21 protein-coding genes and 3 pseudogenes are annotated in these 26,246 nt (G+C 39.0%); 3 read left to right on the top strand and 21 right to left on the bottom strand.

The window, feature by feature from the left end; translation table 11 throughout:
* Positions 1 to 11: 11 nt before the first annotated feature.
* The 5 genes and pseudogenes from IGK53_RS03970 to IGK53_RS03950 form a co-directional block, all read right to left on the bottom strand.
* Positions 12 to 1,672, bottom strand: a pseudogene (locus IGK53_RS03970) (glucose PTS transporter subunit IIA).
* Between the two features lie 96 nt (positions 1,673 to 1,768).
* Positions 1,769 to 2,620: pseudogene (licT, locus tag IGK53_RS03965) on the bottom strand (BglG family transcription antiterminator LicT).
* Between the two features lie 458 nt (positions 2,621 to 3,078).
* Complete coding sequence (locus IGK53_RS03960; RefSeq protein ID WP_142658292.1) at positions 3,079 to 4,863, bottom strand: ABC transporter ATP-binding protein; 1,785 nt, start codon at positions 4,861 to 4,863, stop codon at positions 3,079 to 3,081.
* The gene (locus IGK53_RS03955) at positions 4,863 to 6,614 is read right to left on the bottom strand and encodes an ABC transporter ATP-binding protein (protein ID WP_002291671.1); all 1,752 of its coding nucleotides are present in this window, start codon (positions 6,612 to 6,614) and stop codon (positions 4,863 to 4,865) included. Before IGK53_RS03955 ends, IGK53_RS03960 begins: the two co-directional genes overlap by 1 nt.
* A 141-nt stretch (positions 6,615 to 6,755) precedes the next feature.
* Positions 6,756 to 6,980, bottom strand: coding sequence for a YneF family protein (locus tag IGK53_RS03950; protein WP_002291670.1), 225 nt, complete (start codon positions 6,978 to 6,980; stop codon positions 6,756 to 6,758).
* Positions 6,981 to 7,230: 250 nt separating this feature from the next.
* Here IGK53_RS03950 and IGK53_RS03945 point away from each other — a divergent pair, with 250 nt between their 5' ends.
* Positions 7,231 to 8,817: an Nramp family divalent metal transporter gene (locus tag IGK53_RS03945; RefSeq protein WP_002320293.1), complete on the top strand. Its 1,587-nt coding sequence runs from the start codon at positions 7,231 to 7,233 to the stop codon at positions 8,815 to 8,817.
* 84 nt (positions 8,818 to 8,901) lie between these two features.
* On the opposite strand, the gene IGK53_RS03940 is transcribed toward IGK53_RS03945, so the two are convergent.
* Together IGK53_RS03940 and IGK53_RS03935 are read right to left on the bottom strand one after the other, a co-directional pair.
* Positions 8,902 to 10,677, bottom strand: coding sequence for a hypothetical protein (locus IGK53_RS03940; RefSeq protein WP_002335979.1), 1,776 nt, complete (start codon positions 10,675 to 10,677; stop codon positions 8,902 to 8,904).
* A gap of 210 nt (positions 10,678 to 10,887) precedes the next feature.
* Positions 10,888 to 11,790, bottom strand: coding sequence for a deoxyribonuclease IV (locus IGK53_RS03935; protein WP_002335980.1), 903 nt, complete (start codon positions 11,788 to 11,790; stop codon positions 10,888 to 10,890).
* Between the two features lie 278 nt (positions 11,791 to 12,068).
* Here IGK53_RS03935 and IGK53_RS03930 point away from each other — a divergent pair, with 278 nt between their 5' ends.
* Entirely contained in the window at positions 12,069 to 14,414 is a 2,346-nt protein-coding gene (locus IGK53_RS03930; RefSeq protein ID WP_002329483.1) for a transglycosylase domain-containing protein, read from the top strand.
* A 162-nt stretch (positions 14,415 to 14,576) separates the two neighbouring features.
* Here IGK53_RS03930 and IGK53_RS03925 read toward each other — a convergent pair whose 3' ends face one another.
* The 5 genes and pseudogenes from IGK53_RS03925 to ccpA form a co-directional block, all read right to left on the bottom strand.
* Positions 14,577 to 14,843 carry a hypothetical protein gene (locus tag IGK53_RS03925; RefSeq protein WP_002305583.1) on the bottom strand — a complete coding sequence of 89 codons (267 nt, stop codon included), beginning with the start codon at positions 14,841 to 14,843 and terminating at the stop codon, positions 14,577 to 14,579.
* The gene (locus tag IGK53_RS03920) at positions 14,840 to 15,220 is read right to left on the bottom strand and encodes a hypothetical protein (protein ID WP_002291659.1); all 381 of its coding nucleotides are present in this window, start codon (positions 15,218 to 15,220) and stop codon (positions 14,840 to 14,842) included. The genes IGK53_RS03925 and IGK53_RS03920 overlap by 4 nt, the downstream gene beginning before the upstream one ends.
* A 46-nt stretch (positions 15,221 to 15,266) precedes the next feature.
* Positions 15,267 to 15,522, bottom strand: a pseudogene (locus IGK53_RS03915) (hypothetical protein).
* The gene (locus IGK53_RS03910; protein WP_016629163.1) at positions 15,519 to 15,914 is read right to left on the bottom strand and encodes a hypothetical protein; all 396 of its coding nucleotides are present in this window, start codon (positions 15,912 to 15,914) and stop codon (positions 15,519 to 15,521) included. The pseudogene IGK53_RS03915 and the gene IGK53_RS03910 overlap by 4 nt, the downstream one beginning before the upstream one ends.
* A 354-nt stretch (positions 15,915 to 16,268) precedes the next feature.
* The gene (ccpA, locus tag IGK53_RS03905) at positions 16,269 to 17,270 is read right to left on the bottom strand and encodes a catabolite control protein A (protein ID WP_002291653.1); all 1,002 of its coding nucleotides are present in this window, start codon (positions 17,268 to 17,270) and stop codon (positions 16,269 to 16,271) included.
* Positions 17,271 to 17,479: 209 nt separating this feature from the next.
* Here ccpA and IGK53_RS03900 point away from each other — a divergent pair, with 209 nt between their 5' ends.
* The gene (locus tag IGK53_RS03900) at positions 17,480 to 18,583 is read left to right on the top strand and encodes an aminopeptidase P family protein (RefSeq protein ID WP_002329485.1); all 1,104 of its coding nucleotides are present in this window, start codon (positions 17,480 to 17,482) and stop codon (positions 18,581 to 18,583) included.
* A 60-nt stretch (positions 18,584 to 18,643) separates the two neighbouring features.
* Here the strand turns inward: IGK53_RS03900 and IGK53_RS03895 are convergent, their stop codons facing one another.
* The 9 genes from IGK53_RS03895 to liaX form a co-directional block, all read right to left on the bottom strand.
* The gene (locus tag IGK53_RS03895) at positions 18,644 to 19,246 is read right to left on the bottom strand and encodes a YtxH domain-containing protein (protein ID WP_430605007.1); all 603 of its coding nucleotides are present in this window, start codon (positions 19,244 to 19,246) and stop codon (positions 18,644 to 18,646) included.
* Positions 19,247 to 19,248: 2 nt separating this feature from the next.
* Positions 19,249 to 19,689 carry a DUF948 domain-containing protein gene (locus IGK53_RS03890; protein WP_002291648.1) on the bottom strand — a complete coding sequence of 147 codons (441 nt, stop codon included), beginning with the start codon at positions 19,687 to 19,689 and terminating at the stop codon, positions 19,249 to 19,251.
* A 125-nt stretch (positions 19,690 to 19,814) separates the two neighbouring features.
* Positions 19,815 to 20,753 carry a UTP--glucose-1-phosphate uridylyltransferase GalU gene (galU, locus tag IGK53_RS03885; protein ID WP_002291647.1) on the bottom strand — a complete coding sequence of 313 codons (939 nt, stop codon included), beginning with the start codon at positions 20,751 to 20,753 and terminating at the stop codon, positions 19,815 to 19,817.
* Positions 20,754 to 20,767: 14 nt separating this feature from the next.
* On the bottom strand, positions 20,768 to 21,793 hold the full coding sequence (locus tag IGK53_RS03880) for an NAD(P)H-dependent glycerol-3-phosphate dehydrogenase (protein ID WP_002340896.1): 1,026 nt from the start codon (positions 21,791 to 21,793) through the stop codon (positions 20,768 to 20,770).
* Between the two features lie 43 nt (positions 21,794 to 21,836).
* Complete coding sequence (gene lgt, locus IGK53_RS03875; RefSeq protein WP_002291644.1) at positions 21,837 to 22,667, bottom strand: prolipoprotein diacylglyceryl transferase; 831 nt, start codon at positions 22,665 to 22,667, stop codon at positions 21,837 to 21,839.
* 14 nt (positions 22,668 to 22,681) lie between these two features.
* A complete protein-coding gene (gene hprK, locus IGK53_RS03870; RefSeq protein ID WP_002289568.1) occupies positions 22,682 to 23,620 on the bottom strand; it encodes an HPr(Ser) kinase/phosphatase in 939 nt (312 codons plus the stop codon).
* A gap of 166 nt (positions 23,621 to 23,786) precedes the next feature.
* The gene (locus IGK53_RS03865; protein WP_002303620.1) at positions 23,787 to 24,137 is read right to left on the bottom strand and encodes a phage holin family protein; all 351 of its coding nucleotides are present in this window, start codon (positions 24,135 to 24,137) and stop codon (positions 23,787 to 23,789) included.
* Positions 24,137 to 24,445: a PspC domain-containing protein gene (locus IGK53_RS03860; protein WP_002292752.1), complete on the bottom strand. Its 309-nt coding sequence runs from the start codon at positions 24,443 to 24,445 to the stop codon at positions 24,137 to 24,139. Before IGK53_RS03860 ends, IGK53_RS03865 begins: the two co-directional genes overlap by 1 nt.
* Before the next feature lie 175 nt (positions 24,446 to 24,620).
* Positions 24,621 to 26,189: a daptomycin-sensing surface protein LiaX gene (liaX, locus tag IGK53_RS03855; protein ID WP_002292753.1), complete on the bottom strand. Its 1,569-nt coding sequence runs from the start codon at positions 26,187 to 26,189 to the stop codon at positions 24,621 to 24,623.
* Between the last annotated feature and the right edge of the window lie 57 nt (positions 26,190 to 26,246).

Here is a 26,246-nt window from a genome sequence, read left to right as displayed (position 1 = left end):
CACCTAACCGTTCAGGTCAGTGCGGTGATAAGTGCATCGTCTGGCCCGACCGTCTCCCCTTGATTTTCCAAAATATCCAAATAATCCGTGTAATTGGTGACGATCACAGGTGTTTCTAAACTGTATCCTTCCTCTTCGATTTTCTTTTTGTCGAAGCGGAGCAACAGATCGCCTTGTTTCACTCTTTCTCCTTGCTGCACCAAGCTTTCAAAATATTTCCCTTCCAACTGAACAGTATCCAATCCGACATGAATCAGCAATTCCAGACCTGCTTCAGAAACCATTCCGATTGCATGTTTCGTCGGGAACAGGGTCATGACTGTTCCGTCAAAAGGGGCACGTACTTCTCCTTTTTCAGGGTAGATCAAGATTCCTCGACCTAGTGTTCCTTGTGCAAAAGCTGCATCCTTTGCTGCATTCAGTGGAGCGATTTGTCCTTGTATCGGTGTTTTTACAATTTCTTTACCTGATCTTTTCTGTCTATCATCTGTTTCACCTGCTTCCTCCTTCCAAAAGAAAAAAGTCAGCGCAAAGGATACCACCGTCGCAATGGCGATTCCAATCAATACATTAATCACATCCGTTAAATCACCATCTGGTCTAATATAGTTGGGAATTGTAAAGATGCCTAATCCACCTTGATTCCAAGAAGTTAAATTCATTAATCCACTATACGCACCCCCTAACGCACCACCGACACAGGTAAAAATAAATATTTTTTTACGTGGCAATGTAAACCCATAAATAGCTGGCTCTGTAATCCCCACAATACCAGAAACAATGGCTGGTATTGCGATTGCTTTGTCTTTTGGGTTTCTAAGCTTAAAGTAGAGTGCAGTAAGTGCTGCAGTTTGTCCAAAAGACACTACTGCAACAGGTGTCATGATATTTTGCCAGCCATTCACAGAAAATTGCATCAATCCCATTGGTACGATTGCCCAATGGAGACCAAACATCACTAGAATTTGCCAGAAGAAGCCTACGATTGCTCCATAAATAACTGGCGAAAGTGCTAAAAGTGTTTCAAATCCAGCCATTAAAATATCAGTTGCGAATGTGAATGCTGGTCCAACGAGTAAAAAACCTAAGGGCATTGTAATAAGAACGGTGAAGAATGGAACGAAGAAATTCGCGATCATCTCAGGTACTAACTTTTTAATTGGCTTCTGAATTTGGCTAGCTAACAACACAATAAAGATAATGGGAATGACAGAAGAAGTACAGAATCACCGATATTATCAAACATAACAAATGTGCCAGAACCGCGGTCAAATGCGCCTAAGAAGACAAGTAATGCTGTCAGTCCACGAATCATCCCACCAGCAGCTAGAATAGCAAGGAATGGCTGGAAACAGCCCGATATTCCATCAATAAGCATATCAAACGGTCTCATTTTTTCTGTTGAAACAGCCTCATCAAAAGTAAGGTTTCCTGCTTTTATAACCTCTTCAAACACGACTGGCACATGATTCCCGATAACAACTTGGTACTGTCCTCCCGCTCGCATTACCGTCACAACACCGTCCATATTTTTCAAGATCTCATCATTTGCTTTTTCTTCGTTTTTTAATTTGAAACGAAGCCTTGTGATACAATGTGTCAAACCATTGATATTTTCCTTTCCGCCGACATTTTCTACAATTTTGCTCGCTAATTCTTGATATTTTCCCATTTCTATTCCCTCCAATTTATTAGTGGAAGGTTTAGCCAACTGAATGTCACTACCCTTATTTCATACGTTCTTGTTAATTTATCCTCCTTTTTTTATTTATTTACAACGATTCTCATGCACTAAACGCGCAGTATGAATCGTTAAATACATTTTTTCGTCCGTGGACATCTGGTAGTTGAATGCCTCGGCTAAAAAGTCTGCTATTTTCTCAACGCAACCAAACGTGTCCTTATATTTTTTTGAATAACCTGGAACAATTCCTCAGAAACTTCTCCCACTTCTGTTTTTTCTCCATCTAGGACGCGTGTCAGAAAAAAACGTAGGTGTGTGACGAATCGAAAAAAATGGACTGAATCTTCATCAAATGTAATCTTATAGTAATAGCGGACGATATTTAGAATATCCTGTATTGTTGTAGTAAACAGGTAGGTATTGTCTTGTTGGCTTTGAATGCCTTGTGCATTGACTAAATGCAATGCGATAAATCCGGCTTCATCTTCTGATAACTTGATGTGGTATTTATCCGAGATTTTCTTCACTGTTTTTTTTCCCGATGGCATACTCTTTAGGAAATAGTTGTTTGATATCATACAGCAATACATTTGGTACAAATATTCCCATTTTGTGACGTTCGATAGCCGTATACAAATGATCCGTCAATGCAATATACACCGAATCATTCAACTGGACTTGTAGAGCCTCTTTTGTATATTCAATGATTTCACAAGAAATTTCTAAGTACTCAAGAGGAATCGCTTGTGCCAATTCTTGGAACTGTTGTGAAAGTCCGTCATTTGTCAACTGAAATTTTTTGTCGATGCATGAGTCAAAAATCGGGTCACCCACTTTCTTTTTGAATGCCAAACCTTTTCCCATCACGATCATTTCCTGATTTCTTTCATCCCTGGTTATTACGACGTTGTTATTCAGTACTTTCTCAATCAGCATGTTTTGCTCCTTTCCATGATATATAGGGCTGTATCCAAAACAAAAAGAAAAACCCAAAAAGCCGTCCATGGAACCATGGGAGACTCATCAGGTTTAGCTTGCATCAGGCAATCACTATCCAAGTTGTATCGTTTTCTTTATATTATCGAAAGTAAATGTTTTTGTCAACGCTTTCTTAGCGGCTATTAGGCACTTCTGACTAGCTGTCGTGATCTTTTTTTAAATCTGGTGACTACGACACTACCGCTCACAGATGAAGAATCTGGGAAGCTCTGTTTTATTTTCACTCTAGCGCTTAGGTCAAAATGCTACTATGCTACTGTCACAACTTCTAATATACGATGTTCCAGTACCAGCTTATCGGTGATAAGCCAAATTTATGCAAAAATCTGGAAAGCCTTTTTTACAATTTTTTTCTTATCACCTAAAGCTGAACGGAGCCCTGTCACAACCACTTTTTACACACCACTGCTTTGCAGTTTGTACATATCTGCATACAAACCATTTTGCGCTAGAAGTGTTTCATGATTCCCGCGTTCTACTATATGACCTTTGTCTAAAACTAAAATCAATTCTGCATCCCGAATCGTGGACAGCCGATGGGCAATCGCAATCGTTGTCCGTCCTTGTCGCATTTTTGTCAATCCTTCTTGGATCAATTCTTCTGTTTCAGTATCGATATTTGCTGTCGCTTCATCCAATACTAGTATTTTAGGATCTGTCACGATTGTTCGCGCAAAAGTGATCAGCTGTCGTTGTCCGCTAGAATAGCTGGCACCGTGTTCGATCACTTTTGAGTGATATCCTTTTGGTAATTCATCGATGAACTTGTTTGCTTGAACAAACTCAGCTGCATGGCGAATCTGTTCGTCTGTGATAGCTGGATTCATCATCCGGATATTTCCTGCGATATCTCCATAAAACAAGAAGGCATCTTGCAAGACCAATCCCATTTTCTTACGTAACTCTTCCATTGGATATTCTCGAATGTCATGATCATCAATCAAGATCTGGCCTTCATAAAATTCGTAAAACCGCATCAATACGTTGATGATCGAGCTTTTTCCGCTTCCGGTGTGCCCCACTAATGCAACGGTCTCTCCCGGATTAGCGACAAAAGAGATATTGTTCAATACATTGTGCTCTCCATCATAAGAAAAGCTTACATTGCGAAACTCGATCTTACCTGAAGTAATCGCTTGATCTGCTCCAGGATTTTGTTGCGGTGCATATTCTTCTGTATCCATGATTTTCAAAATGCGACTACCGGCAACCATTCCATCTGTAAAGGTGCTCAAAAAGTCCATCATTTGAGACATTGGATTAAAAAATCCCTGGACATAGGTCGTAAATGCATAGATCAGTCCAACTTCTACGGGAGAATGCAACGCATCGATCCCAAACAAAGTCAACGCCAACGCAATCGCCAATGCATATAGAAAATTGATGATCGGACTTAACAGAATCGAATTCGTTTTGATCATCGCATAGCGCGTGTCTAAATACTCGTTGTTCACTTGTTCAAATTCTTTAGCTAAACGAGCTTCTTGGCGAAACTGCTGGATAATACGCATGCCGGAAATCGATTCATTCAATTTCGTGTTCAGCTGACTTAATTTTTCCCGCATATTCCGGTAAATACGAGAACTAAATTTCTGGTAATACCAGATGACGATTCCTAAAATCGGCAAGAACACCAAAGTCCACAAGGCAATTTCTCCATTGATTTGAAACATGGCAATGAAGGAAGAAACGACTGCAAAGATCCCAGTCAATACCATCAAAAAGACATACCAAAATTCAAATAGCGTTTCTGTGTCATTTGTCACTCGAGAAACAGTCGATCCTGCCGGTGTCTGATCAAAATAACGCATACCTAGTGTATGCAGCTTTTCAAATAATCTTACCCGAACATACTGATAGGTCTTCAATGAAGCCATGGAATACAAATACCATTGGAAAAACCAAATGATACTTTTGACTATGACTCCAAACAAGTACATACCAGCAAAAAACAAAATAACTTGTGTCGTAGCCGACTGTTTAGCCAGATGATCATCCATAAAAGTTTGGATGATCCTTGGCAATAGGACATTGATCACAGACAGGGCAAACGCAAATAAGATAGCAACGATGAACGTTCTTCTAAAAGGTTTGGCGAACTTCATCAGTCGTTTGATGATCTTCTTCTGTTCTTTAAGTGGAATCGATTTTGTCCATTCCGATTGATAATTTTCATCCATCAGGCCTCGCCTCCTTCTATCTTCGCTTCTAATTGCTGTTTCTCCCACATTCGTTCATACCAGCCGCCTAATGCAAGCAGCTCATGATGGGTTCCTCGTTCAATGATTTTCCCTTGATCGACAACAATGATTTCTTTTGCATGCATCACGCTGCTTAAACGGTGAGCTGCAATGATGGTTGTTTTCTCTTTTCTTATTTCTTTTAAATTATGCAAGATAGCTTCTTCTGTTTTGGCATCTACTGCAGAAAGTGCATCATCTAAGATCAGCAATTCAGGATTTTTGATCAATGCTCGAGCAATCGAAATCCTTTGTTTCTGTCCGCCAGATAAAGAGACTCCACGTTCTCCAACTAAGGTATCATAACCTTTTGGCAATTCCTTGATTTCATTGTTGATAAATGCTAAAGAAGCCGCATGCTCTACTTCTTCTTCTGAAAGTTTTGGATTAGAAAAACGGATATTATCTCGAATGGTCATCGAAAACAAGAAGTGATCTTGAGGCACATAGCCGATTGATCCTAATAAAGCATTCAATGAATATTCTTTGATCGAACGTCCGCCAAATTGGATTTTTCCTTGATAATCATCGTATTCACGCATCAGTAATTTGATGATTGTCGTTTTTCCCGCACCAGTTTTCCCAACAATACCTAATGTTTCTCCTTCTTGGATCACAAATTTGATTTGTTCTAATGCTGGTGATTCTTCTTTCGGATAGTTAAAAGAGGAAATAGCTACATTCAGCTCGCCTTTTGCCGGGGTCTGCACTGCACCCAGTTGTTCCACGATATGCGTCTTTTCATGCAAAAGTTCATTGACGCGATCATAAGAAGCATTTCCTCTTTCCAATACGTTGAACAATCGACCAATCGCAAACATCGGCCAAACAAGCATACCGATATAGCTAATAAATGAGACCATCTGCCCGATCGAGATCGTGCCTTCCAAGACATACTTTCCACCTAAAATAATTGTTGCAACATAAGACAGACCGATAATCAAGGTAATGAATGGATCGAATAAGGAGTCTAAAAAATTGACTCGTTTGTTTTTAATAATTGCATCTTCAATCTTTTCTTCAAAATCCGCGAGATCTTCTTTTTCTTGTCCAAATGTTTTAATGACTTTGATCCCAGTGATACTTTCTTGTGTCTTATCATTGATACTAGAAAAAGCTTCTTGCGAATCACGAAAAGCATCGTGGAGTTTTGACCCCAGCACTCGTGAAGTAACGGCTAGCAAAGGCAGAGGAATCAGCGCAATCAGTGTTAAGCGCCAATCAATAAACAAAATCATCGCAATGATCGTTGTTCCGCCCGTGATCACTGAATCTGCAAAGGTCAAGATACCAGCTCCTGCTACATTCTGGATTGCATTCAAATCATTCGTTGCATGAGCCATCAAATCTCCAGTCCGATATTTTTGGTAAAAGAGATTGTCCATTTCTGTAAAATGTTTGAATAGCTGCTGCCGAAGTTCTTTCTCCAACCGAGCTGCACTTCCCCAAATATTCGTCCGCCAGATATAACGAAAAAGATATTGTAAGAGAGCTGCAAGGATCAATAATAAGATCCACCAGGAAATGATCTTTATTGATAAATTTTTATCGGCAATCTCATCAATGATGATCCCAATCACCTTTGGAGGAACTAACTGTACCAAGGCCACTGCGAATAGGGAGAAAATCCCAATTAAATAATGTTTCTTTTCCTGTCGAAAAAACCAACCTAATTTTCTAAAAATCGACATTTTACTCCTCCTTTGTCTTTATCAAGAGCATAGGATTGTCTGTGCTTGTCTTTTTTGCTGAATAGTCTGAATAGTCTAACAAATTACGAAATAAAAAACGGACTGAAAAAATCAGCCCGCAAAAAGTCTTTGGGTCAGAACCTATTTTTTCCCTTGGTTCTTCATTTGCTGCATCATCTGGCGAATTTTCTTCTCAGATGGTTTTTGCCCCATTGACATCATCATTGATCGCAACATGTCCTCATTAACGGGAGGATTTTTTTCTAAATAGTCTTTCATATATTTACGCGCTAGGAAAAAGCCACCTACTGCGCCGATTAGCAAAGCAATAATAGCAATAAGTACGACAATACCTGTTGATACCATATAAATCTCTCCTTTCTATTTCCGAATTGCTCTCAATGATTTATTTTACTAAAGTTTATTGAAAAAAGAAAGGCGTATTCTTTAGTTTCATGCAAAAAATAGTGGTTTTTTTAGAGAAGAACAAAATTTCTTTCATTAACCAGCAAGACACGCCACGAAAAAAAATTAGGCATACCGAATCTTTTTCTTTAATTTTTTCTTTCTGAGGTGTAGAATGTAATCGTAGATAAATAGGAAAGGTGGTTTTTTCTTGAATAATCAATCCAACAAACAATTTCATAAGCATCGACTTATTGAACATACAAATGGTTTATCTTTAGCTGAAGTAAATGGAACAGTGGATGTACCCAAGGGAAAAAGTTTTTTTAAAACACTTCTTGCTTACTCTGGACCAGGTGCATTAGTAGCAGTGGGTTATATGGATCCAGGTAACTGGTCCACTTCGATCACTGGTGGACAAAATTTCCAATATTTATTGATGTCAGTTATTTTGATGTCTAGTCTGATTGCTATGCTTTTACAATATATGGCAGCAAAATTAGGAATCGTGACCCAAATGGATTTGGCCCAAGCAATCCGAGCACGGACAAGTAAGACATTGGGTGTCATTTTATGGATCTTGACTGAATTAGCCATTATGGCAACAGACATCGCAGAAGTCATTGGTGCAGCAATCGCCCTCTACCTGCTTTTTGATATTCCATTGGTAATTGCCGTATTTATCACTGTGTTAGATGTTTTCGTCCTTTTATTGCTGACAAAAGTCGGATTTCGTAAAATCGAAGCTTTGGTTGTCTGCTTGATTTTCGTCATTTTATTCGTTTTCGTCTATCAAGTTGGCTTGTCTAACCCTGATTGGCACAGTTTGTTTGCCGGCTTTATCCCTAACAGTCATACATTCTCAGACTCACCTGTCATCGGCGGTGAAACTCCGCTGACTGGAGCTTTAGGGATTATTGGTGCAACAGTCATGCCGCATAACTTATATCTTCATTCAGCAGTTTCTCAAACTCGGAAGATCGATCACCAAGACGAAGAAGATGTAGCACAAGCGGTACGCTTTTCTACTTGGGATTCTAATATCCAGTTGTCAATGGCTTTTCTAGTCAATGCACTGCTATTGATCATGGGTGTTGCTGTATTCAAAACCGGTTCTGTCCAAGATCCTTCCTTTTTTGGTCTGTATGAAGCTTTATCTGATCCATCAGCTATGAGCAATGGTATCTTGATTGCTGTGGCAAAATCTGGTATCTTGTCCACTTTATTTGCTGTAGCACTTCTTGCTTCTGGCCAGAACTCTACTATTACTGGTACGTTGACCGGTCAAGTCATCATGGAAGGCTTCATCCATATGCGTATCCCAATTTGGCTAAGAAGACTAGTCACACGATTGCTTTCTGTGATTCCTGTATTGATTTGTGTTTTGTTTACAAGTACAAAAGGAACGATTGAAGAACATACCGCTTTGAATAACTTGATGAATGAATCCCAAGTTTTTCTGGCTTTTGCATTGCCATTCTCGATGATTCCTTTACTGATGATGACCAATAGCCAAGCGGAGATGGGGAGCCGATTCAAAAATTCATTTGTTGTAAAACTACTTGGCTGGTTCTCTGTGATTAGTCTGACTTACTTGAACTTACGAGGATTACCAGGTCAAATCGAAAGTTTCTTCGGCGAGCAAGCCACCTCAGCTCAACTAGCATTGGCTGATCAAATCGCTTATGTAATCATTGTTCTTGTCCTTCTCCTGTTGGCATGGACGATTGGTGATTTATATAAAGGAAACAAAAAATATGAACAGCGTTTGCAAGAAACGATAGAAGAAATCGAATAGAAACTGATTCTTTTACACAAACATACTAAGAGTAGAGGGGAACATCATTCGTCAATGATGTTCCCCTCTACTTTTAGTATGTTTTTATTTAGAAGATAAAGCTTTTTTCAGATTCAATTTACTGAAAACTAGCATGCTTGTTACTACGATGAATTGCGTTAATGGCACACCTGCGCCAGTGTAGACACTTAAAAAATAATCCTTTTTTTCTGGCGCATAAGAACAAAACCACGAGACGCCGAAAAGAAAAACCAATTGTGTCAGTATTAATCCGATGACTACAATCAAAGAGGAACTATAATAGGCACGATCAGCTTTTGCAAATACGGTTCCTAGTACCATAAGTAATATCCCTGCTATTGAAGCAATCAGCACGGGAATGGCCAAAACTTGGTAAATTTTTATCATGACATTCGCGACTTTTGCTGTTTTTGTCAACTGGAAATCAGGTGTTCTCGGATCACTGCTATCGATCCAATTATCCATTAGTGGAAGATTCAATAGTTCTTGTGCCTGTTCGACTTGTTCTTGCGTCCCGAAACTATAATCCCCCCCTTGATGGAAATCTTTGTATCGCCATGCATAGGCATATCCTGATTTCAGAAAAGCAAATACGATTGGCAGATCATTCATCGTCTTTCCATCCCCTGATCCCATCAGATAGAATTCTTTTTTCTTTTTGATAGTTCCCTTTTGATAGGCTTCTTCTAATTCTTGATTGACTTTTTTCCAAAAATCATTGGTTTCTTTTGCATTGTTTTGGTAATAACCAGATTCGCTTACCACATCTCGCAATGCCCAAAAAATGATATCTCCTGGTAATTCTTTTACTTTTCCACCTTGGGTCCACGCATGAGTCGTATACAATTCGTCAATACGAGTAGAAACAGTATGAAATGTAGGAGATGCGTCTAATGCTTTATTTAACGCAGCATGCGAGACCCATATCTCACTGTTTTCTTTATTTAAGTTCGTTTCGTCATCTATTCGGATCAGCTGTTTCATCAAACGTCCAAATTCGCCACTCGAACGGTCATTGATGGTGGCAATACCATATGTTGTCTCGTTTTTATATTCGATCCACTGATAGACGATGGAGAAACCGACTAGAGGGAGTAAAAACAATGAAAGTTTCAGCCATTCTTGTTTCGAAAGGAGAAATGGTCGTTCTTTTAACTTCTTTGCTTCTTTGAAAGAAAAGTCTTGTCCTAGCAAGATCTGAACGAAACTGATGCCTAACGCGACTACAGTAAAAGGAAGAAGCCAGATGGAATCTTCGCGAATGAACCAAAAGAAAGGAAAAGAAACAGCCAGCCCTAAAAACCACGGCAGCAATTTTCTGCGGGAACTATATTTACGGTAATAAATAGCTAGTAAACAAGCGATAATGATCTCAACAGCCGGGATCACGAGAGCATTACGATACGTTCGAGTAGAATACTCATGTGTAAAACTAATCGGAGAAAACAAAAAATAAAAATAGATACTTAAAAGAAGATACTTGTTCTTCACGATCGGTTTAAACGCTAGTGCAACCAATATGCTGGCAAGAATACTGAACATGCCGAACAAAACTGCATAAGAAAGATGCAGTTTATGTGCAAGTACTAAAAACAAGCTGTAGGAGATCCCTTTTGAAAGTGTCGTAGTCGTGTACTCCCCTAGCCATTTACCATCCAAAATATTTTGAGCATAGTGAATCAGCAGCTGATCATCATAGGTTGCCGACATATCTGTTCCATAGATTGCTTTACTATATAAATACAACCGAATAATTGTAAATAATACGGCTATGCCAAGAATAAAGTATGTATGTTTCTTTTTTAGTTGGTCGATCAAGGGGTTTAAAGTGTTCAGCATCTTTTCGTCCTTTCAATCACGTTTTGCTACTTGCTTGTGAATCTTTTCGTTTTTTACTTTTCTATCAGTATACCCTGTTTGTCTGAATTTAAAAAGAGGGGGCGAAAGGAGCATGGCGAAAACGACTGCAAAAAGCACTCCTTTGTTTCTTAAACAAAAAAGGACAAGGCAGACTGCCCAATCCTTTTTTGTTGCTGTCAGATAGAAAACTTAAAGTGTGACTTCTTCTGCTAATAACTCAGGGAACACTTCGGGATCGAATGCTTGCGCTTTGAACATGGCAATTTCTTTTCCATATGGTGCGTAAGCTTTCTTTTTATCTTTACCGACATATGGAGTTTCTAAGATTTTCGAAATGTTGTCAAACATTGGATCATGGACGATTTTGTTCAATGTGTCAAATCCAATTGTTCCAAAACCGATATTGGCATGCCGATCTTTATGAGAACCTTGTGGATTTTTAGAATCGTTGATATGGAGTACTTTAAGCCGATCTAATCCGATGACCTTATCAAACTCTTCCATCACACCTGAAAAATCTTCTTTTATATTATATCCGGCATCATTCGTATGACATGTATCAAAAGTAACGGATAATTTTTCATTCAATTTTACTCCATCGATGATTTGCGCTAATTCCTCAAATGTTCGACCGATTTCCGTACCTTTCCCTGCCATCGTCTCCAAAGCGATCTGTGCCGTCTGTTCTTTTGTCAAAACTTCATTCAAACCCTCAATAATTCTAGCAATCCCAGCTTCTGCCCCTGCTCCTACATGAGCGCCTGGGTGAAGGGTGATTTGAGTAGCACCTAAAGCTTCCGCACGAACAATCTCTTCTCTCAGAAATTGTACAGCAAATGGAAACATTTCTGGTTTGATCGTATTTCCCAAATTAATGATATAGGGCGCATGAACGACGATATTTGTTAGTCCGTTTTCTGCCATAAATGCTTTTCCGGCATCAATATTCATCTCTTCGATAGCTTTTCTTCTAGTATTTTGAGGAGCGCCTGTATAGATCATAAAGGTCGAAGATCCGTAACTGGCTGCTTCTTCTGCCGCGCCTAACAGCATTTTCTTTCCGCTCATGCTGACGTGTGAGCCTAATAACATGGATGGATTCCTCCTTGAAAGGCAATTGTTTCGAACAATTCCTATATATTGATAAGATGATGTACAAAGAAAATGGTTTGTTTTTCTTTGCCCTGTTCTCCATAGTAACTGAAACTTTCTCTAAAGAAAAGCTTAAGAACTCTTTCATAAAAAAGATCATTTCCTCACGTTTTATCTCATTCGAAAAAGAAATTCCTGTCAAAAACAGCCTTGTCTGTTTTTTTGTCCTATTATTTGCTATAATTAGCGAAATAAAACCATTAGTTGAGGTGACCCTTTTGCCACGCAAAAATACTCGAAAAAAACAGAATAGAAGAAAAAAAGAAAAATGGTTTGTTCCTAAGATTATTTTTAGAGTGTTTCAATCATTGACTGTTTTTATTACTGTTCTTCTTTTGTTGTTCGCAGCTCTAGGTATCGGAATAGGTGCTGGCTACTTTGCCTATCTTGTCGAAGACACACAATTGCCGACTAAAAAAGAACTGCAGACAGAACTAGGAAACATTACGGAAACGTCAAAGATTGTTTATGCAGATAATACAGAGATATCAAAAATCCAGACAGATCTGATGCGGACGACTATTTCATCTGATAAGATTTCGCCTTTATTGAAAACCGCGATTATCAGTACAGAAGATGAATACTTCGATAAACACCAAGGTTATGTCCCTAAAGCTGTTTTACGAGCATTAGTTTCAGAAGCTACTGGCATCGGCTCGTCTGGAGGATCCACTTTGACACAGCAATTAGTCAAACAACAGATCCTAACCGATGAAACAACATTCAAACGTAAAGCAAACGAGATCGTTCTTTCTGCACAAGTAGAAAAACACTTTTCAAAAGATGAGATCATTGCTACGTATTTGAATGTCTCGCCATTTGGTCGGAATAATAAGGGGCAAAATATTGCTGGAGTCCAGGAAGCTGCTAGAGGAATCTTTGGTGTAGATGCAAAAGATGTGACTTTGCCACAAGCTGCTTATATCGCTGGTTTGCCTCAAAGCCCTATCACGTATAGTCCCTACACGAATACAGGCGCGCTAAAAGAAGATCTTTCTGCCGGTCTTGCCAGAAAAGATTTTGTTTTATTCAGTATGTACCGTGAAGGACAAATTACGAAAGAACAATACGAAGAAGCGAAAGCCTATGATCTTACAAAAGACTTTCTCCCACAACAAATCGCGGAACAGACTGACAGAGAATTCTTGTATTATACCGTGATGAACGAAGCAACAAGGATTATTGCACAACAATTGGCAGAAAAAGATAATGCTGATATTTCAGATTCATCGGTCAGTGAAGCTTATTATCAAAAAGCACAGCAAACGATCCAAAACAAAGGATATACGATCCATTCGACGATCGATAAAGATATCTATGCTGCATTGCAAACCGGCGTAGAAAATTACGGCTATATGTTAGATGATGGTGCTGGTAGCCAAGTGGAGACTGGAAATGTATTGATGGATAACAGAACCGGACGTATCTATGGATTCGTGGGTGGCCGGAATTACAGCCAGAATCAAAATAACCACGCCTTTGATACAGAACGTCAAGCTGGTTCATCCATCAAACCGGTTCTTGTTTACGGTCCTGCAATCGATATGGGACTTGTCGGATCAGAATCCCGTGTATCAGATTATGCAACGACTTGGCAAGAAGGAGAAAATGCTGGCGAGAAAATCGTCAATGCGACCAATGAAGGGTCGAACACCTTCCAAACCGTCCGTGAGTCACTGGAATGGTCCAACAATATCCCAGCTTATCACTTATACCAAGACGTATTGAATTCCGGTGGATCGAAACAATATGCTTACGAGCACTACTTGGCGAAGATGAACTACCCAGCAAATGATAATTGGGGCGTTGAATCGGCTCCTTTAGGGACAGTAGATGTAACGACGCTTCAACAGACAAATGGATTCCAGGCCTTAGCAAATGGTGGCGTCTACGAAGAAGGCTATATCATTGATTCCATCACAGATAATGCAGGTAATGTGATTTATAAACATGAAAGTAATTCTGTCCGTATTTATTCCGAAGCAACGGCATCGATCATGAATGACATGATGCGCAGTGTGATCAATGAAAAAATCACTACACCATTCAAAGATGTCATCTCAAGCTTAAACGGAAATCTAGGAAAAGCAGATTGGGTCGGAAAAACTGGTTCTACCAATGAATACCGAGATTCATGGCTGATCGTCTCAACTCCATCTATCACTATCAGTAGTTGGGCAGGACACGATGACAATACTGGAATGGACAGCCAAGCAAGGATACGTTCGGCTAATTATCTTGCCAATCTAATCAATCAAGCTTACCAAGCAAACCCTGAGATTTTCGGCACTGATGAGAAATTTGACTTATCATCCGATGTGATGAAGAAAAAAGTATCTGGGTTCACAGGACAAACAGCTGGAAAAGTTACTGTCAATAAAAAATCCATCCAAACGCCAGGAAAAACAGTGGAATCACTTTGGGCAAAAAATGGTCCGAAGAAAAGCGCCTTTAAATTCGGCGTGGGCGGTACTGATGAAAACTATACAGATTACTGGAACACCGCTTCAGCTTATGCTAGAGCGAATCCAGAGACCAAAGAATCAGACGATAAAGATGATTGATCTAATAGATTAATCAGAATTAAAGGGAGCTGCGACAAAAATCTTGTCACAGCTCCCTTTTTCCGAATAAATGGTGTTCAAAAGCTTGCATCTACGATATTAAGACAAATTTATGTAAAAATGTGAAAAGCCATTTTCACAAAATTTTTCTATATAACTTTACTAACGAAACTGTTTTAATTTCTTTTCTTGTCTTTGGAATAATTCGGTTAGTTTTTCTGCAAATTGACCTTTTACTGATTCTTTCAAGTGTACATGTCGGTTAGAAAATTCTTGAGCAGCTTCTTCTGCAGTCATTTGGTGGTTTTGATCTGTCAATCGTTTTTCTGCCCAAATTTGCTGAGATATCCCCATACCAACTGAACGTACATTTGATCGATGTAGATTTTTCTCTAATTCTTTTAGTAATTGCATTAAAAATTCATTCATAAGATGATTTCTCCATAGTTATTTGTCTGATTTTTTGACGATAGGAACGTTCTAGTTCGTCTTGCTGCTGATAGAGTTTTCGTCGTTCTACTTTCTTTCCAAAAACTATAAGAAAAATAAATCGATTGATCTTGTTTATTAGTCATTAGAATAACTATCCGGTATGAACCCGTCATTTCATTTCGAGCAGATTTTTCAATCTTCACTTCCTTGATATCCGCAAAGGTATTTTTCAGAACTTTGACGGACTGTTTTTCTACTGCGAGTAAATCTTTCTGTCTTTGTGCTTCTCTTTTGTCCATGTAGACTTTCCCTCCGATTCCTAATATGACGATTAACAAAATGGCTAAGCTGCGTTTTCTTATTTTCCGTGACAAGAACGTGCCTCCTTTCTTTTTATGTATGTAAGTATTGACACCTTCATTATTTAAGTACGCGAAAGTTTGCAGGAATTTTTTTATTTTTGAAATTTTTTCTCCAATTTGCTATGGACGATTGGCGCTGCAGCCATCGCCTGCATGCCATCCAATGAGTCTTTGATTTTTAGGATTTGGAATTTTGTTTCTCCAAAGTTTTTAATGGCGCCTTCTTTGTAACTTTTACTATATTGAGGATGTTTTGGATCTAGCCAATAAACATGTTCACTTATATATCTATACTCTTCGTCTTTTACTGTCACACTTCCTCCGCCTCTCCATTAGAATAAATAACTCTTATTTTAGGAGTAGTAACCCCTTCGTTTTGTATTTCTTCATTTTCTACGCCATAACTGCTAATTTCATTCATTTGTTTTGAAAAAAAATAATCAAAATAAACAGATTTCCCTTCATTATTTGTCATTGTCACAAGTGCACCATAACTTCCGGTGACAGGGTTTTTTTTAAATTCTTCTACCTTCACTTCCTTGATATCCGCAAAGGTATTTTTCAAAACTTTGACTGACTGTTTTTCTACTGCGAGTAAATCTCGCTGTTTTTGCGCTTCTCTTTTGTCCATGTAAAATTTTCCTCCGATTCCTATAGTAAGAATGGTCAAAATGATGACTATGGTCTTTCGTCTTTTCTTAGGCAAATAGAAGTCTCCTTTCGGGTTATGTATGATGGATTGTTTCTCCTTTAAGATAAGTACGCAATCGGGCTTGGATTTTTTTGAATTTTTTTAGAGTTACTTATCTACTTTTCTACTTTCTTTTTTATCACGTTTTCATTTTAAAGTAATTTTGATAGTAGTGAACAAAATGTAGCATCTACGCACAGATTGTGTCGTATACGATGGACGTAAGGTTTGTTTCCGCCATTCTCTCTTTTTTTAAAGTCACAAAAAAAAGGGGTTATGACAAAATTTTGTCATAACCCCTTTTCTCGAATAAACGTTGTTCCAGAAGTTGACAACTTTTGGAACAACCTTTAAATGATTGATCTTTTATTATTTAGTTGATCCTTTTTCTTCGATTCCATAAGGCAAGATAATCGTTTTTTCTTCGACTTCTTCTTTATTCATCATTTTCGTCAATAGGCGCATGGATACCGCTCCTAAATCGTATAATGGTTGTGTGATACTTGTCAAACGAGGACGAGCTACTTCTGTCAGTAAAGAATTGTTGCTTGTGATGATTTCGAATTCTTCTGGTACTTTTACGCCGCGGTCTAATAAACCATCCAAGATACCAATGGCTAATTCATCGTCTGAAACATAGACAGCTGTTGCACCGCTATTATGGATCCGGTCAACTAGAGACAGACCATCTTTAAAGTTGTATTGTGCCTCAAAGATTAATCCTTCGCTATATGGTAGATTGTTTTCGCTTAATGCTTCTTTATAGCCTTTTAAACGGTTTTGACCATTGATAGGATCAATCAGCGCACCGCTGACAAAAGCGATTTTTTTATTGCCGCTTTTTGCTAATTTATTTACTGCATCTTTTGTTGCTGATACATAATCAATGTTTACGCTACCTACTTGTTCATCTGGATCAATGGAACCAGCTAGTACAACAGGCGTTTTTGAACGTGAAAATTCTCCACGGATTTCGTCTGTGATATGGTGACCCATAAAGATCACGCCGTCCACTTGCTTAGCCAATAAATTATTCAATACATTGACTTCTTTTTGATCGTTGCCATCTGAGTTTGCTAAGATGATATTGTATTTGTACATTGTTGCCACATCGTCGATACCACGTGCTAAAGAGGCAAAGAACATATTGCTGACATCAGGAATGATTACCCCAACTGTTGTTGTTTTCTTACTTGCCAAGCCACGTGCGACTGCATTTGGACGATAATCCAAGCGATCAATAACTTCCAAGACTTTTTTTCTTGTTGCTGGTTTGACGTTTGGATTGCCATTTACGACACGTGAAACAGTAGCCATCGAAACATTTGCCTCTCTCGCTACATCATAGATAGTGATTGTTTGCTTTTCCATTTGTGTTCTCCTATTCATATTTTATATGTTTTCTGAAAATACGTCTTACATTTCTAAAATAGGATATCAAATAATCTCAACAATTGCAACCGTTTTATCTCTGTTTTCATGAAAATTTTTACTTTTTTCAGTTTTAAGAACGTTGGTCTTTTAATCAATCAGTGGTACAATTATTGAATACAAAATTAATTTAGAAAGTAGGTTGCCAAATGAATAACGTAAAAATCAATGAACTACGTCAATGGATGGCACAACACCAAGTAGAATTGGCTTATATCAGCGACCCTGGCCACATCGCTTACTTTTCCGGATATGAAAGTGATCCTCACGAGCGTGTACTCGCTCTTTTTATCCCTCTTGAACAAGATCCTTTCCTTTTCACTCCTGCTCTGGAAGTTGAAGATGCTCAAAACAGCAGCTGGACGTACGATGTACGTGGCTACTTAGACAGCGAAAACCCTTGGGAGATCATCGGAAAAGAGCTTCGCGCACGCTATGGGCAACCTGGTAATGTAGGGATTGAAAAGAATGCTCTGACTGTCGATCGCTTCGATGCTATCTCTGATATCTTGACAGGTACAGATTCTTACACTGATCTAACTTCTATTATCCAGCGTCTGCAACTGATCAAAACGGTAGAAGAAAAAGACAAACTGATCGAAGCTGGTAAATGGGCCGATGTTGCCTTTGAAATTGGCTTCAAAACAGTAAAAGAAGGCATAACTGAACAAGCAATTATCGCAGAAATCGAATACCAATTAAAAAAACAAGGTGTTTCGCAAATGTCTTTTGACACCTTAGTCCTTGCAGGAGCAAATGCTGCAAGCCCTCATGGTACACCAGGAAGCACGAAGGTTTCACCAAATGAACTAGTGTTATTCGATCTTGGCGTTGTTTGGAATGGCTATTGCAGTGATGCTACTCGTACAGTTGCTTATCAAAAACCAACAGAATTCCAAGAAAAAATCTACAACATCACTCTTGAAGCACAGCTTGCCGCACAAGAGGCAGTTCGCCCAGGTGTGACAGCAGGTGAACTTGATCAAATTGCACGAAACGTGATCAACAGCTATGGCTACGGCGAATATTTCAATCACCGTTTAGGTCACGGAATTGGGACAACCGTCCACGAATTTCCTTCTCTTGTAGAAGGAAACGACTTAGTGATCGAAGAAGGGATGTGCTTCTCTCTTGAACCAGGAATCTATATTCCTGAAAAAGTAGGGGTACGTATCGAAGATTGTGTGTATGTGACAAGTGATGGTTGTGTGCCATTCACGACTACACCAAAAGAATTACTTGTTTTAGAGTAATGAAAATAAAAAGGTGAGAGCTGGTCCGCTCTCACCTTTTTATTCTAGAAATGAGTAATCTTAGTGATTGGTAGTCGAATCTGTCATTGTATCTTTCATTTCTTTTTTAGCTTCTTTTGCATCTTCTTTTGCCATTTTCAACATTTCTTTTGTGTCATCTGCAACTGGTTTTGCTTCTGACATTCCTTCATTGACCGTCTCTCCTGCTTTATCTGCAGCATCTTTTACATCGATCATGATATCTTCTGAAGTATCTTTAGCAATACTACCTAATTCGTCTGCTGGTTTTTTCAGATCTTCTGCTGTTTTTTTGAAACGATTAGATAAATCAGCTGATTGTTCTTTGAGGTTTAACAAGATATCATCTGATTCACTTCCTGCTTCCTCTGCTGATTCACTTACCTTTTGCTTAACATTACCTGCTAGATCCCCTGCTTGTTGAGAAAGATCTTGCGCTTTTTCTTTTGCAATGCCTGTTAACTCAGCTGATTTTTCTTTTGCCATATCTGTGTAATCTGAAGCCATGTCCATCAAATTATCTGCTTGAGCAGCCAATTCATCCCGAAGTTCTTTACCAGATTTGGGTGCTAACAATAATGCGGCGATTGCTGCGGCTGTACCTCCAACTACTGCACCTAATAAAAATCCACCTTTTTTAGCCATTCTTATTTTCCTCCTATCGTTTCAGTATGTTTTTTGTTTTTAAAAAATTTCATCGCTGTTCCACCGACTTTTCCGGCAACAGTCGCTTTAGCTGTCGTTTTTCCGATTCCGCCGACTTTCGTCACGATGTTTTTACTAGAATGATTAAGTTCCGATACACTTTCACTTAAATCAGCAACTGCTGTGAACAATGGATCGATCGTTGCGACTTTTCCATTGATATCCAAGAGCAGCTCATTACTTTTGACCAGCAAGCCTTCTACTTGTCTAGATAAAAGATCTACGTCTTTTGTGACGATCTCAATTGTCGTATTTGCTTCTGCGACAGTCTGGTCTACTTTTTCTAAAGTTTTGGAAACTTGCAACAATACGCGAACGATGAAAACGACAAGTATCGCAAAGGCGATTGCTGCGATCAATCCTGCAATTTCTCCTCCTGACATGATCAAACTCCCTTCTTGTCTCTCTTTTCTATAAGGATAGCATTTTCGTGTTTTTTAAACAAATAAAAACGAGCTTCAACTACTTTTTATTCAATTAGCAGCTGAAGCTCGTTAGAAAAAAATGATTATTTTTTCTTTTCTTCTTTGATTTCTGTTATTCCTTTTGGATTATGATCGATCTTGCTTCCTTCTGCTTCTAATGTTTTACCTAAAGACATGATGTATTCACGCAAAGGTGCCCCTACTTCTGGATGTGTCAGACCATATTCAATACTTGTTTTCATAAAACCAAATTTGTCACCAACGTCATAACGTTTACCTGTGAATTTACGGGCAAATACGCGTTGTGTTTTATTCAACGTATCGATTGCGTCAGTTAGTTGGATCTCATTTCCAGCACCTGGTTGTTGTTCTGATAATACATCAAAGATTTCTGGAGTCAATAAGTAACGCCCAATAATAGCTAAATCACTTGGTGCTTTGCTTGGATCTGGTTTTTCAACAAAGTTTTTGACATTGTATAACCCATCTTCCAGTACTTCCCCTGGGTTGATGATTCCGTATTTTGAAGTTTCATCGTGAGGAACTTGCATAACGGCAATCGTAGAAGCGTGTGTACGTTCATAGTCATCGATCAATTGCTGTGTCAATGGTACTTCGTCTTCCATGATATCATCGCCTAGCATAACGACAAACGGTTCATTTCCAATAAAGGCTCTTGCTTGAAGAACGGCGTGTCCTAACCCCTTTGGATGAGATTGACGGATGAAATGCAAGTTGACATCTGTCGTTTCTTCTACTAATTTCAATAATTCGGTTTTTCCTTTTTCACTTAGGTTTGTTTCTAATTCGATATTTGAATCAAAGTGATCTTCGATTGGTCGTTTAGCTTTTCCTGTAACGATCAAGATGTCTTCGATTCCTGATTTCAACGCTTCTTCAACGATGAATTGGATCGTTGGTTTGTCCACGATTGGCAACATTTCCTTTGCCATCGCCTTTGTTGCTGGTAAAAATCTTGTTCCTAATCCTGCTGCTGGAATAACTGCTTTTTTTACTTTCATATACATTCGCTCCTTCAAAAAATTGTTAATGAGAATTCATTTTCTTTTTTCCCATCACGTAACATGATTTCTTTTGCGGCTGTTTTGATTTCTTTTTGTTCATACAGCACTTCATAGATTGTTTGAGTGATGGGCATTTCGATTTCCATCATTTGGGCTAGTTCCATCGCTGCTTGAGTAGTATTCACACCTTCAACGACCATTCCCATATTGGCTAGCACCTCTTCTAGAGGCTGTCCTTGTCCTAACAAGTTGCCTGCGCGCCAGTTTCTGGAATGAACACTTGTGCAAGTAACGACTAGATCGCCTACTCCGCTTAAGCCAATAAAGGTCAGCGGGTTGGCACCCATTGCTACACCTAAACGGCTGATCTCAGCTAATCCGCGCGTCATGATTGCCGCTTTTGCATTATCGCCAAACCCTAAGCCGTGAATAGCACCAGCTCCAATGGCAATAATATTTTTCAAAGCTGCCCCCATCTCTACACCAATCACATCAGGGTTGGTATAGATTCGAAAATAATGGTTCATGAACAGCTCTTGTACATATTTTGCTGCTTTTGCATCTGTGCTTGCCGCTGTGATCGTCGTAATGTCATGCTTTGCTACTTCTTCCGCATGGCTTGGCCCAGAAAGAACAGCAACAGCTTTTCTTTTTTCTGTCGGGATTTCCTCTAACAAGATTTCAGAGATTCTTTTATGCGTTCCCTGTTCTAATCCCTTACTTGCATGGATGATCACTGGCTTCGTATTCAATTTGGCAACTAGTTCTTTTGCAACAGAACGTATCGCTTTCGTCGGGATAACGAATAGTACCGCATCTGCATCTTTTACTGCATCTTCCATATCGGTGAATGCTCGGATGGAATCGGGTAGATGATGATCTGGTAAATAACGTTGATTGGTGTGTTGGGTGTTGATTTCTTCTACTTGTGAAGCACGATGTCCCCAAATCCGAACGTCATGTCCGTTTTCAGCGAGGACTTGTGCTAAAGCAGTCCCCCAAGAGCCTGGTCCTAAAACCGCTACTCTATAATTCATTTTACCACTCCTGAAATTTTTTTCATTTTTAACGCTCTGAAAATCAAATAATTTGTTGATTTTTTCCTAATGAGCGGTCATAATCCGGTAAATTTCCTTTTTTTCTACGCCAAATAAACAGAATCAATGTGCCGACAAATAAAACAGCAGACAATAATTGAGAAATGCGGATCACACCTAAAAAGTAAAGGCTGTCTGTGCGTAATCCTTCGATAAAGAAACGTCCGAAACTATACCACATTAGATAACATAAAAGGACTTCTCCTTTTTTCAAAAGATGCGGTTTCTTCCGCAAAACCAAAAGCAGAATAAATCCAAACAAACTCCAAAGTGATTCATAAAGAAAGGTTGGTTGTCGATAGATCCCTTCGATATACATGTTATCAATGATGAATTGCGGTAAATGCAGACTTTCTAAGAAACTTCGTGTCGTGTCTGGACCATACGCTTCGTGGTTCATGAAATTTCCCCATCGTCCGATTGCCTGCGCCAGTAATACACTTGGTGCAGCGATATCTAAAAAGGTCCACAAAGAAATAAAATGATATTTGGTAAAAAAGTACAGTGTGATTGCACCTGCAATCAATCCCCCGTAAATCGCTAATCCTCCTGAACGGATATTGAATATTTGGATTGGATCAGCTATATATTGGGGAAGATCGAATAAAACATAATACAAGCGGGCACCAATAATGGAAATCGGCAATCCCCACAACATAAAATCTGTCACGTCATCTGCTTTTAATCCTACCCGAACAGCTTCTCTGCTGCTGAGCCACATGGCAATAATGATTCCTGATACGATAATCAATGCATACCAGTAGATAGGAATTCCTACAAGCTCAAAAGCAACTCGATTGATTTGTGCTAACATATTGTCACTCCTTGCTAGTCATTGCCTGAGTTTTCTTCAATCAAGCGACTTAATCTTTCTTCAAATGTTTTCGTTGCGTCAAAGCCCATTGTACGCGCGCGGAAATTCATCGCGGCTACTTCAATGATGATTGCAACGTTTCGTCCTGTTTTGACAGGGATTTTTATTTGTGGAATGCCCACTTCCGCGATTTCAACGGTCGTGTCTTCAGAACCCAAACGGTCGTATTTCTTATCTTTCGCCCATGCTTCTAGATAAACAGCTAACTGGACTTGCATAGAGCCTCGTACCGCACTCGCACCGAAAAGATTCATTACATCTATGATCCCGATCCCTCGAATCTCAATCAGATGTTCCAGGATTTTAGGAGGTTCTCCGATTACCGTCAGTTCATCTTGCTGATAGACATCTACTCGATCGTCTGCGATCAATCGATGTCCGCGCTTAATCAGTTCCAACGCCGTTTCACTTTTCCCTATCCCACTGTCCCCTTGAATTAGTACACCTAATCCGTAGACATCGACTAACACACCGTGGACACTTGTTCGAGGGGCTAAGCGCCCATCTAAATAACTAGATAATTCACCTAGCAGCCGAGACGTTGAGATAGGCGAACGCAGCACAGCTATCCCATTTTCATTGGCTGCTTGGATCATTTCTTCCGGAGCCGGCAATCCTCTTGAAATAATAAATGCGGGCATATCTTCACTACATAATCTTCTCATGATGATCAAACGCTCTTCTGGGATCATCCGTTCCGCAAAACTGATTTCTTTACTGCCAAATAGCTGTAAACGATTATGGGAATAATAATTAAAATAACCGGTCAACTCTAGTCCTGGGCGTGAGATGTCCCCAGTCACGATGACGCGGTCTAAACTTTTCTCGTCGCCTGTGACGATTTCCAAAGATAATTTTTTTACTAATTGGCTAACTTTTACAACTTCTGACATTCATGCTACCTCATTTCTATTAGAGTGTTCTCTATCATTTTATCATTGTCTAGCCAAAAGTACTACCAATTAAAAAAAACGTTTTTATTTAATTACCAATGTAATAGAAAACGCATTCTTGGTTCTAAACAAAAAAAGCTGTGCCGAGATCTCGGCACAGCTTTTTTTATTTTCTGCTGTTATGTTCACTAACGATTACATTGACAAGTGACATCAAGATAGCTACGAATAACGCTGCACCAAATGAAGAAAAACTAAAATGTTCTGCTCCTACAAAAAAGGAAGTCATTTTAAGAATCGCTGCATTGATAACAAACGTAAACAATCCCAATGTGACTAATGTAAAGGGCAGGGACAGGATCGTCAAAATCGGTTTGACAAACATGTTCAACACAGATAATACGAAGCTGGCAAGGACGGCTGTCCAAATACTGCTCACATGGACCATCGCAGGAAAAAGAACAGCCAACGATATGAATGTTAACGTATTAACCAAAATACGCTGAAAGTACGACATTAAAAGTCACTCCATTCGTCATCATCGATTTTTTCCGCTTCTTTGCGTTTTTTTGTTTGTTCACGATAATTGTTTTTTTCATAATATGCATTGTTATGTCCATAGTTTGTTCGTGCAGAACGCGCAGATGGGATAATCAAAGCTAATAAAATGTATAAAATGATTGGACTTCCAAAAGCAACTAAGCTTAGGAATACATAAAGCACACGGATAACAGTGGGATCAATCCCGATATATTCCCCAATCCCTGCTAAAGTACCTGTCAAAACAACATTTTTATTGGATTTTGTCAACTTTTTTTTCATCATGTCTCACCTCTGTTCTACTATTTTAAATGAAGAAAATCGTTGTGACAACCTTCTTCTTAATCGGTGTTCAAGAGATAGCCTATCGGCAATAAGGCACAATTTTGTAAAATAGGGGAAGCTATTTTACAAAATCGCTTCTTATTGCTCAAGGCTGAACATCTCTTTCACAACCTCTTTATTTATCTGTATCTTTTAAATAGATACTTCCTGTTGTCGTTGAAAGTTGCACTTGCGCGATCTCATCATCTGAAACACGGCGGAATTGCAACATTTGGTTTGTCCGTTCTTTTTTCTCACGAACTACTTCGTAATTGGACAGACGGCTGTTGATGCTTCCAAGACTTGTTTTAGCGTGTCCTTCCAAACCGATGGTATCTGGTAAAGCAACTTTGACATTCCCGTTCACTGAACTTGCTTCTACTTTTTTCAAATTATCTTCTTTAATCGTAAGACGTACATCACCATTTACTAAAGACACAGAAAGGTTTTCTGGTGTGGCACCAAATGTCACTGTGCCGTTTACTGTTTCGATAATAGAATCTAAGATGTTCCCGTTTCGAATATCGATATTGCCGTTTACACCTTCTACTTCCAACATCGTTGCAGTTAATTGGTTCACGATGATGTTCCCATTCGTAGATTTTGTATAAATATCTTTAGCTTCCAATGTCTCAATCATGATGTTGCCATTTAGAAGTTTGATAGCTGCATGGTCGTATACTCGTTTAGGCAAGTAGAAAACAAGGTCTGCACGCACACGCTTATTTGGAATTTGGAAGGAGATATGATCTTCATTGACCTCGATCTGGCTCCGTTCAGAGAATGCTTCAAATGGTTCAGCACCCATTTTTCCGTAAAGTTTGATCTTAGCTTCCACTTTCACATCATCACTGTCCCACGTTTTTAACGTCACGTTTCCGTTTGCTGCCTTGATATCAAGGATACTTGCTGCAGGAGCTTCATAGTAAAATTCGTGTTCAAATTTCGTTGTCGCAATTCCAGGGACACGTAAGCTGACATCTTTCCATTCCATGTTGTCATTTACTGTTTCTGAAACAGTTTGGAATGTTTTCTTCAAGAATTTGCCTAACTGTGATCCAGCTTCTGACATTTTTTCGCCTACTTGATTCAGCGTATCTGTCGCTTGATCTTTCCAATCATCTGGCAATTCAAACTTATCCGTAAACGTTTCTTTTTTCTCAGACCATTGGTTCTTGCGGATATCTTTTAATTCTGCTTCCAGCTTCAATTGTTCTTCTAATAGTGTATCGCCGGTTGCTTCTAACTCTTTGATTTCTGCTTCTAACGTTTGACGCTGTGCTAATTCTTCTTCTGTCAATTCGCCTAATTCTTCTTTTGTATTCAGCTGCATCAATGCTTCCTGTTTCTCATTACGTGCTGCCTTATTGTCAGCAAATTGAGCATTTACTTCGTCTAGACGCGCCGAAGTTTTATTCGCTTCAGTTGCTAGTTCATCTAAGATCTTTTCTAAGTTTTCTTGATCTTGTCTTTCTTTTTCTTTTGGATCAACTGGCTCAGAAATTCTTTCTTCACCGTTTTCAAGTTCATCGATCAATTGACTTGCCTGATCTTTTTCTTTATGACTAGCAGTTACCTTGTCTGCTTCTTTTTTGATTTGTTTTTCGTCTTTTTCAGTTGCCATGCTTTCTAATAAATCTAAGCCTTCTTCAGTCGAAAGGATTCCTTTTTTCACTAAATCTAAAATACGTTCTCTTTCTTTCATGGAAATTGCCTCCTTAAGCAAAATTGTTTGCAAGCTTTTCCTTACATCCATATTATG

The sequence above is a fragment of the Enterococcus sp. DIV1224 genome (assembly GCF_050555455.1).
Lineage (GTDB): Bacteria > Bacillota > Bacilli > Lactobacillales > Enterococcaceae > Enterococcus_B > Enterococcus_B lactis.
Note: the sequence above shows the minus strand (reverse complement) of the source record. Positions and strands in the feature narration are given on the sequence as shown.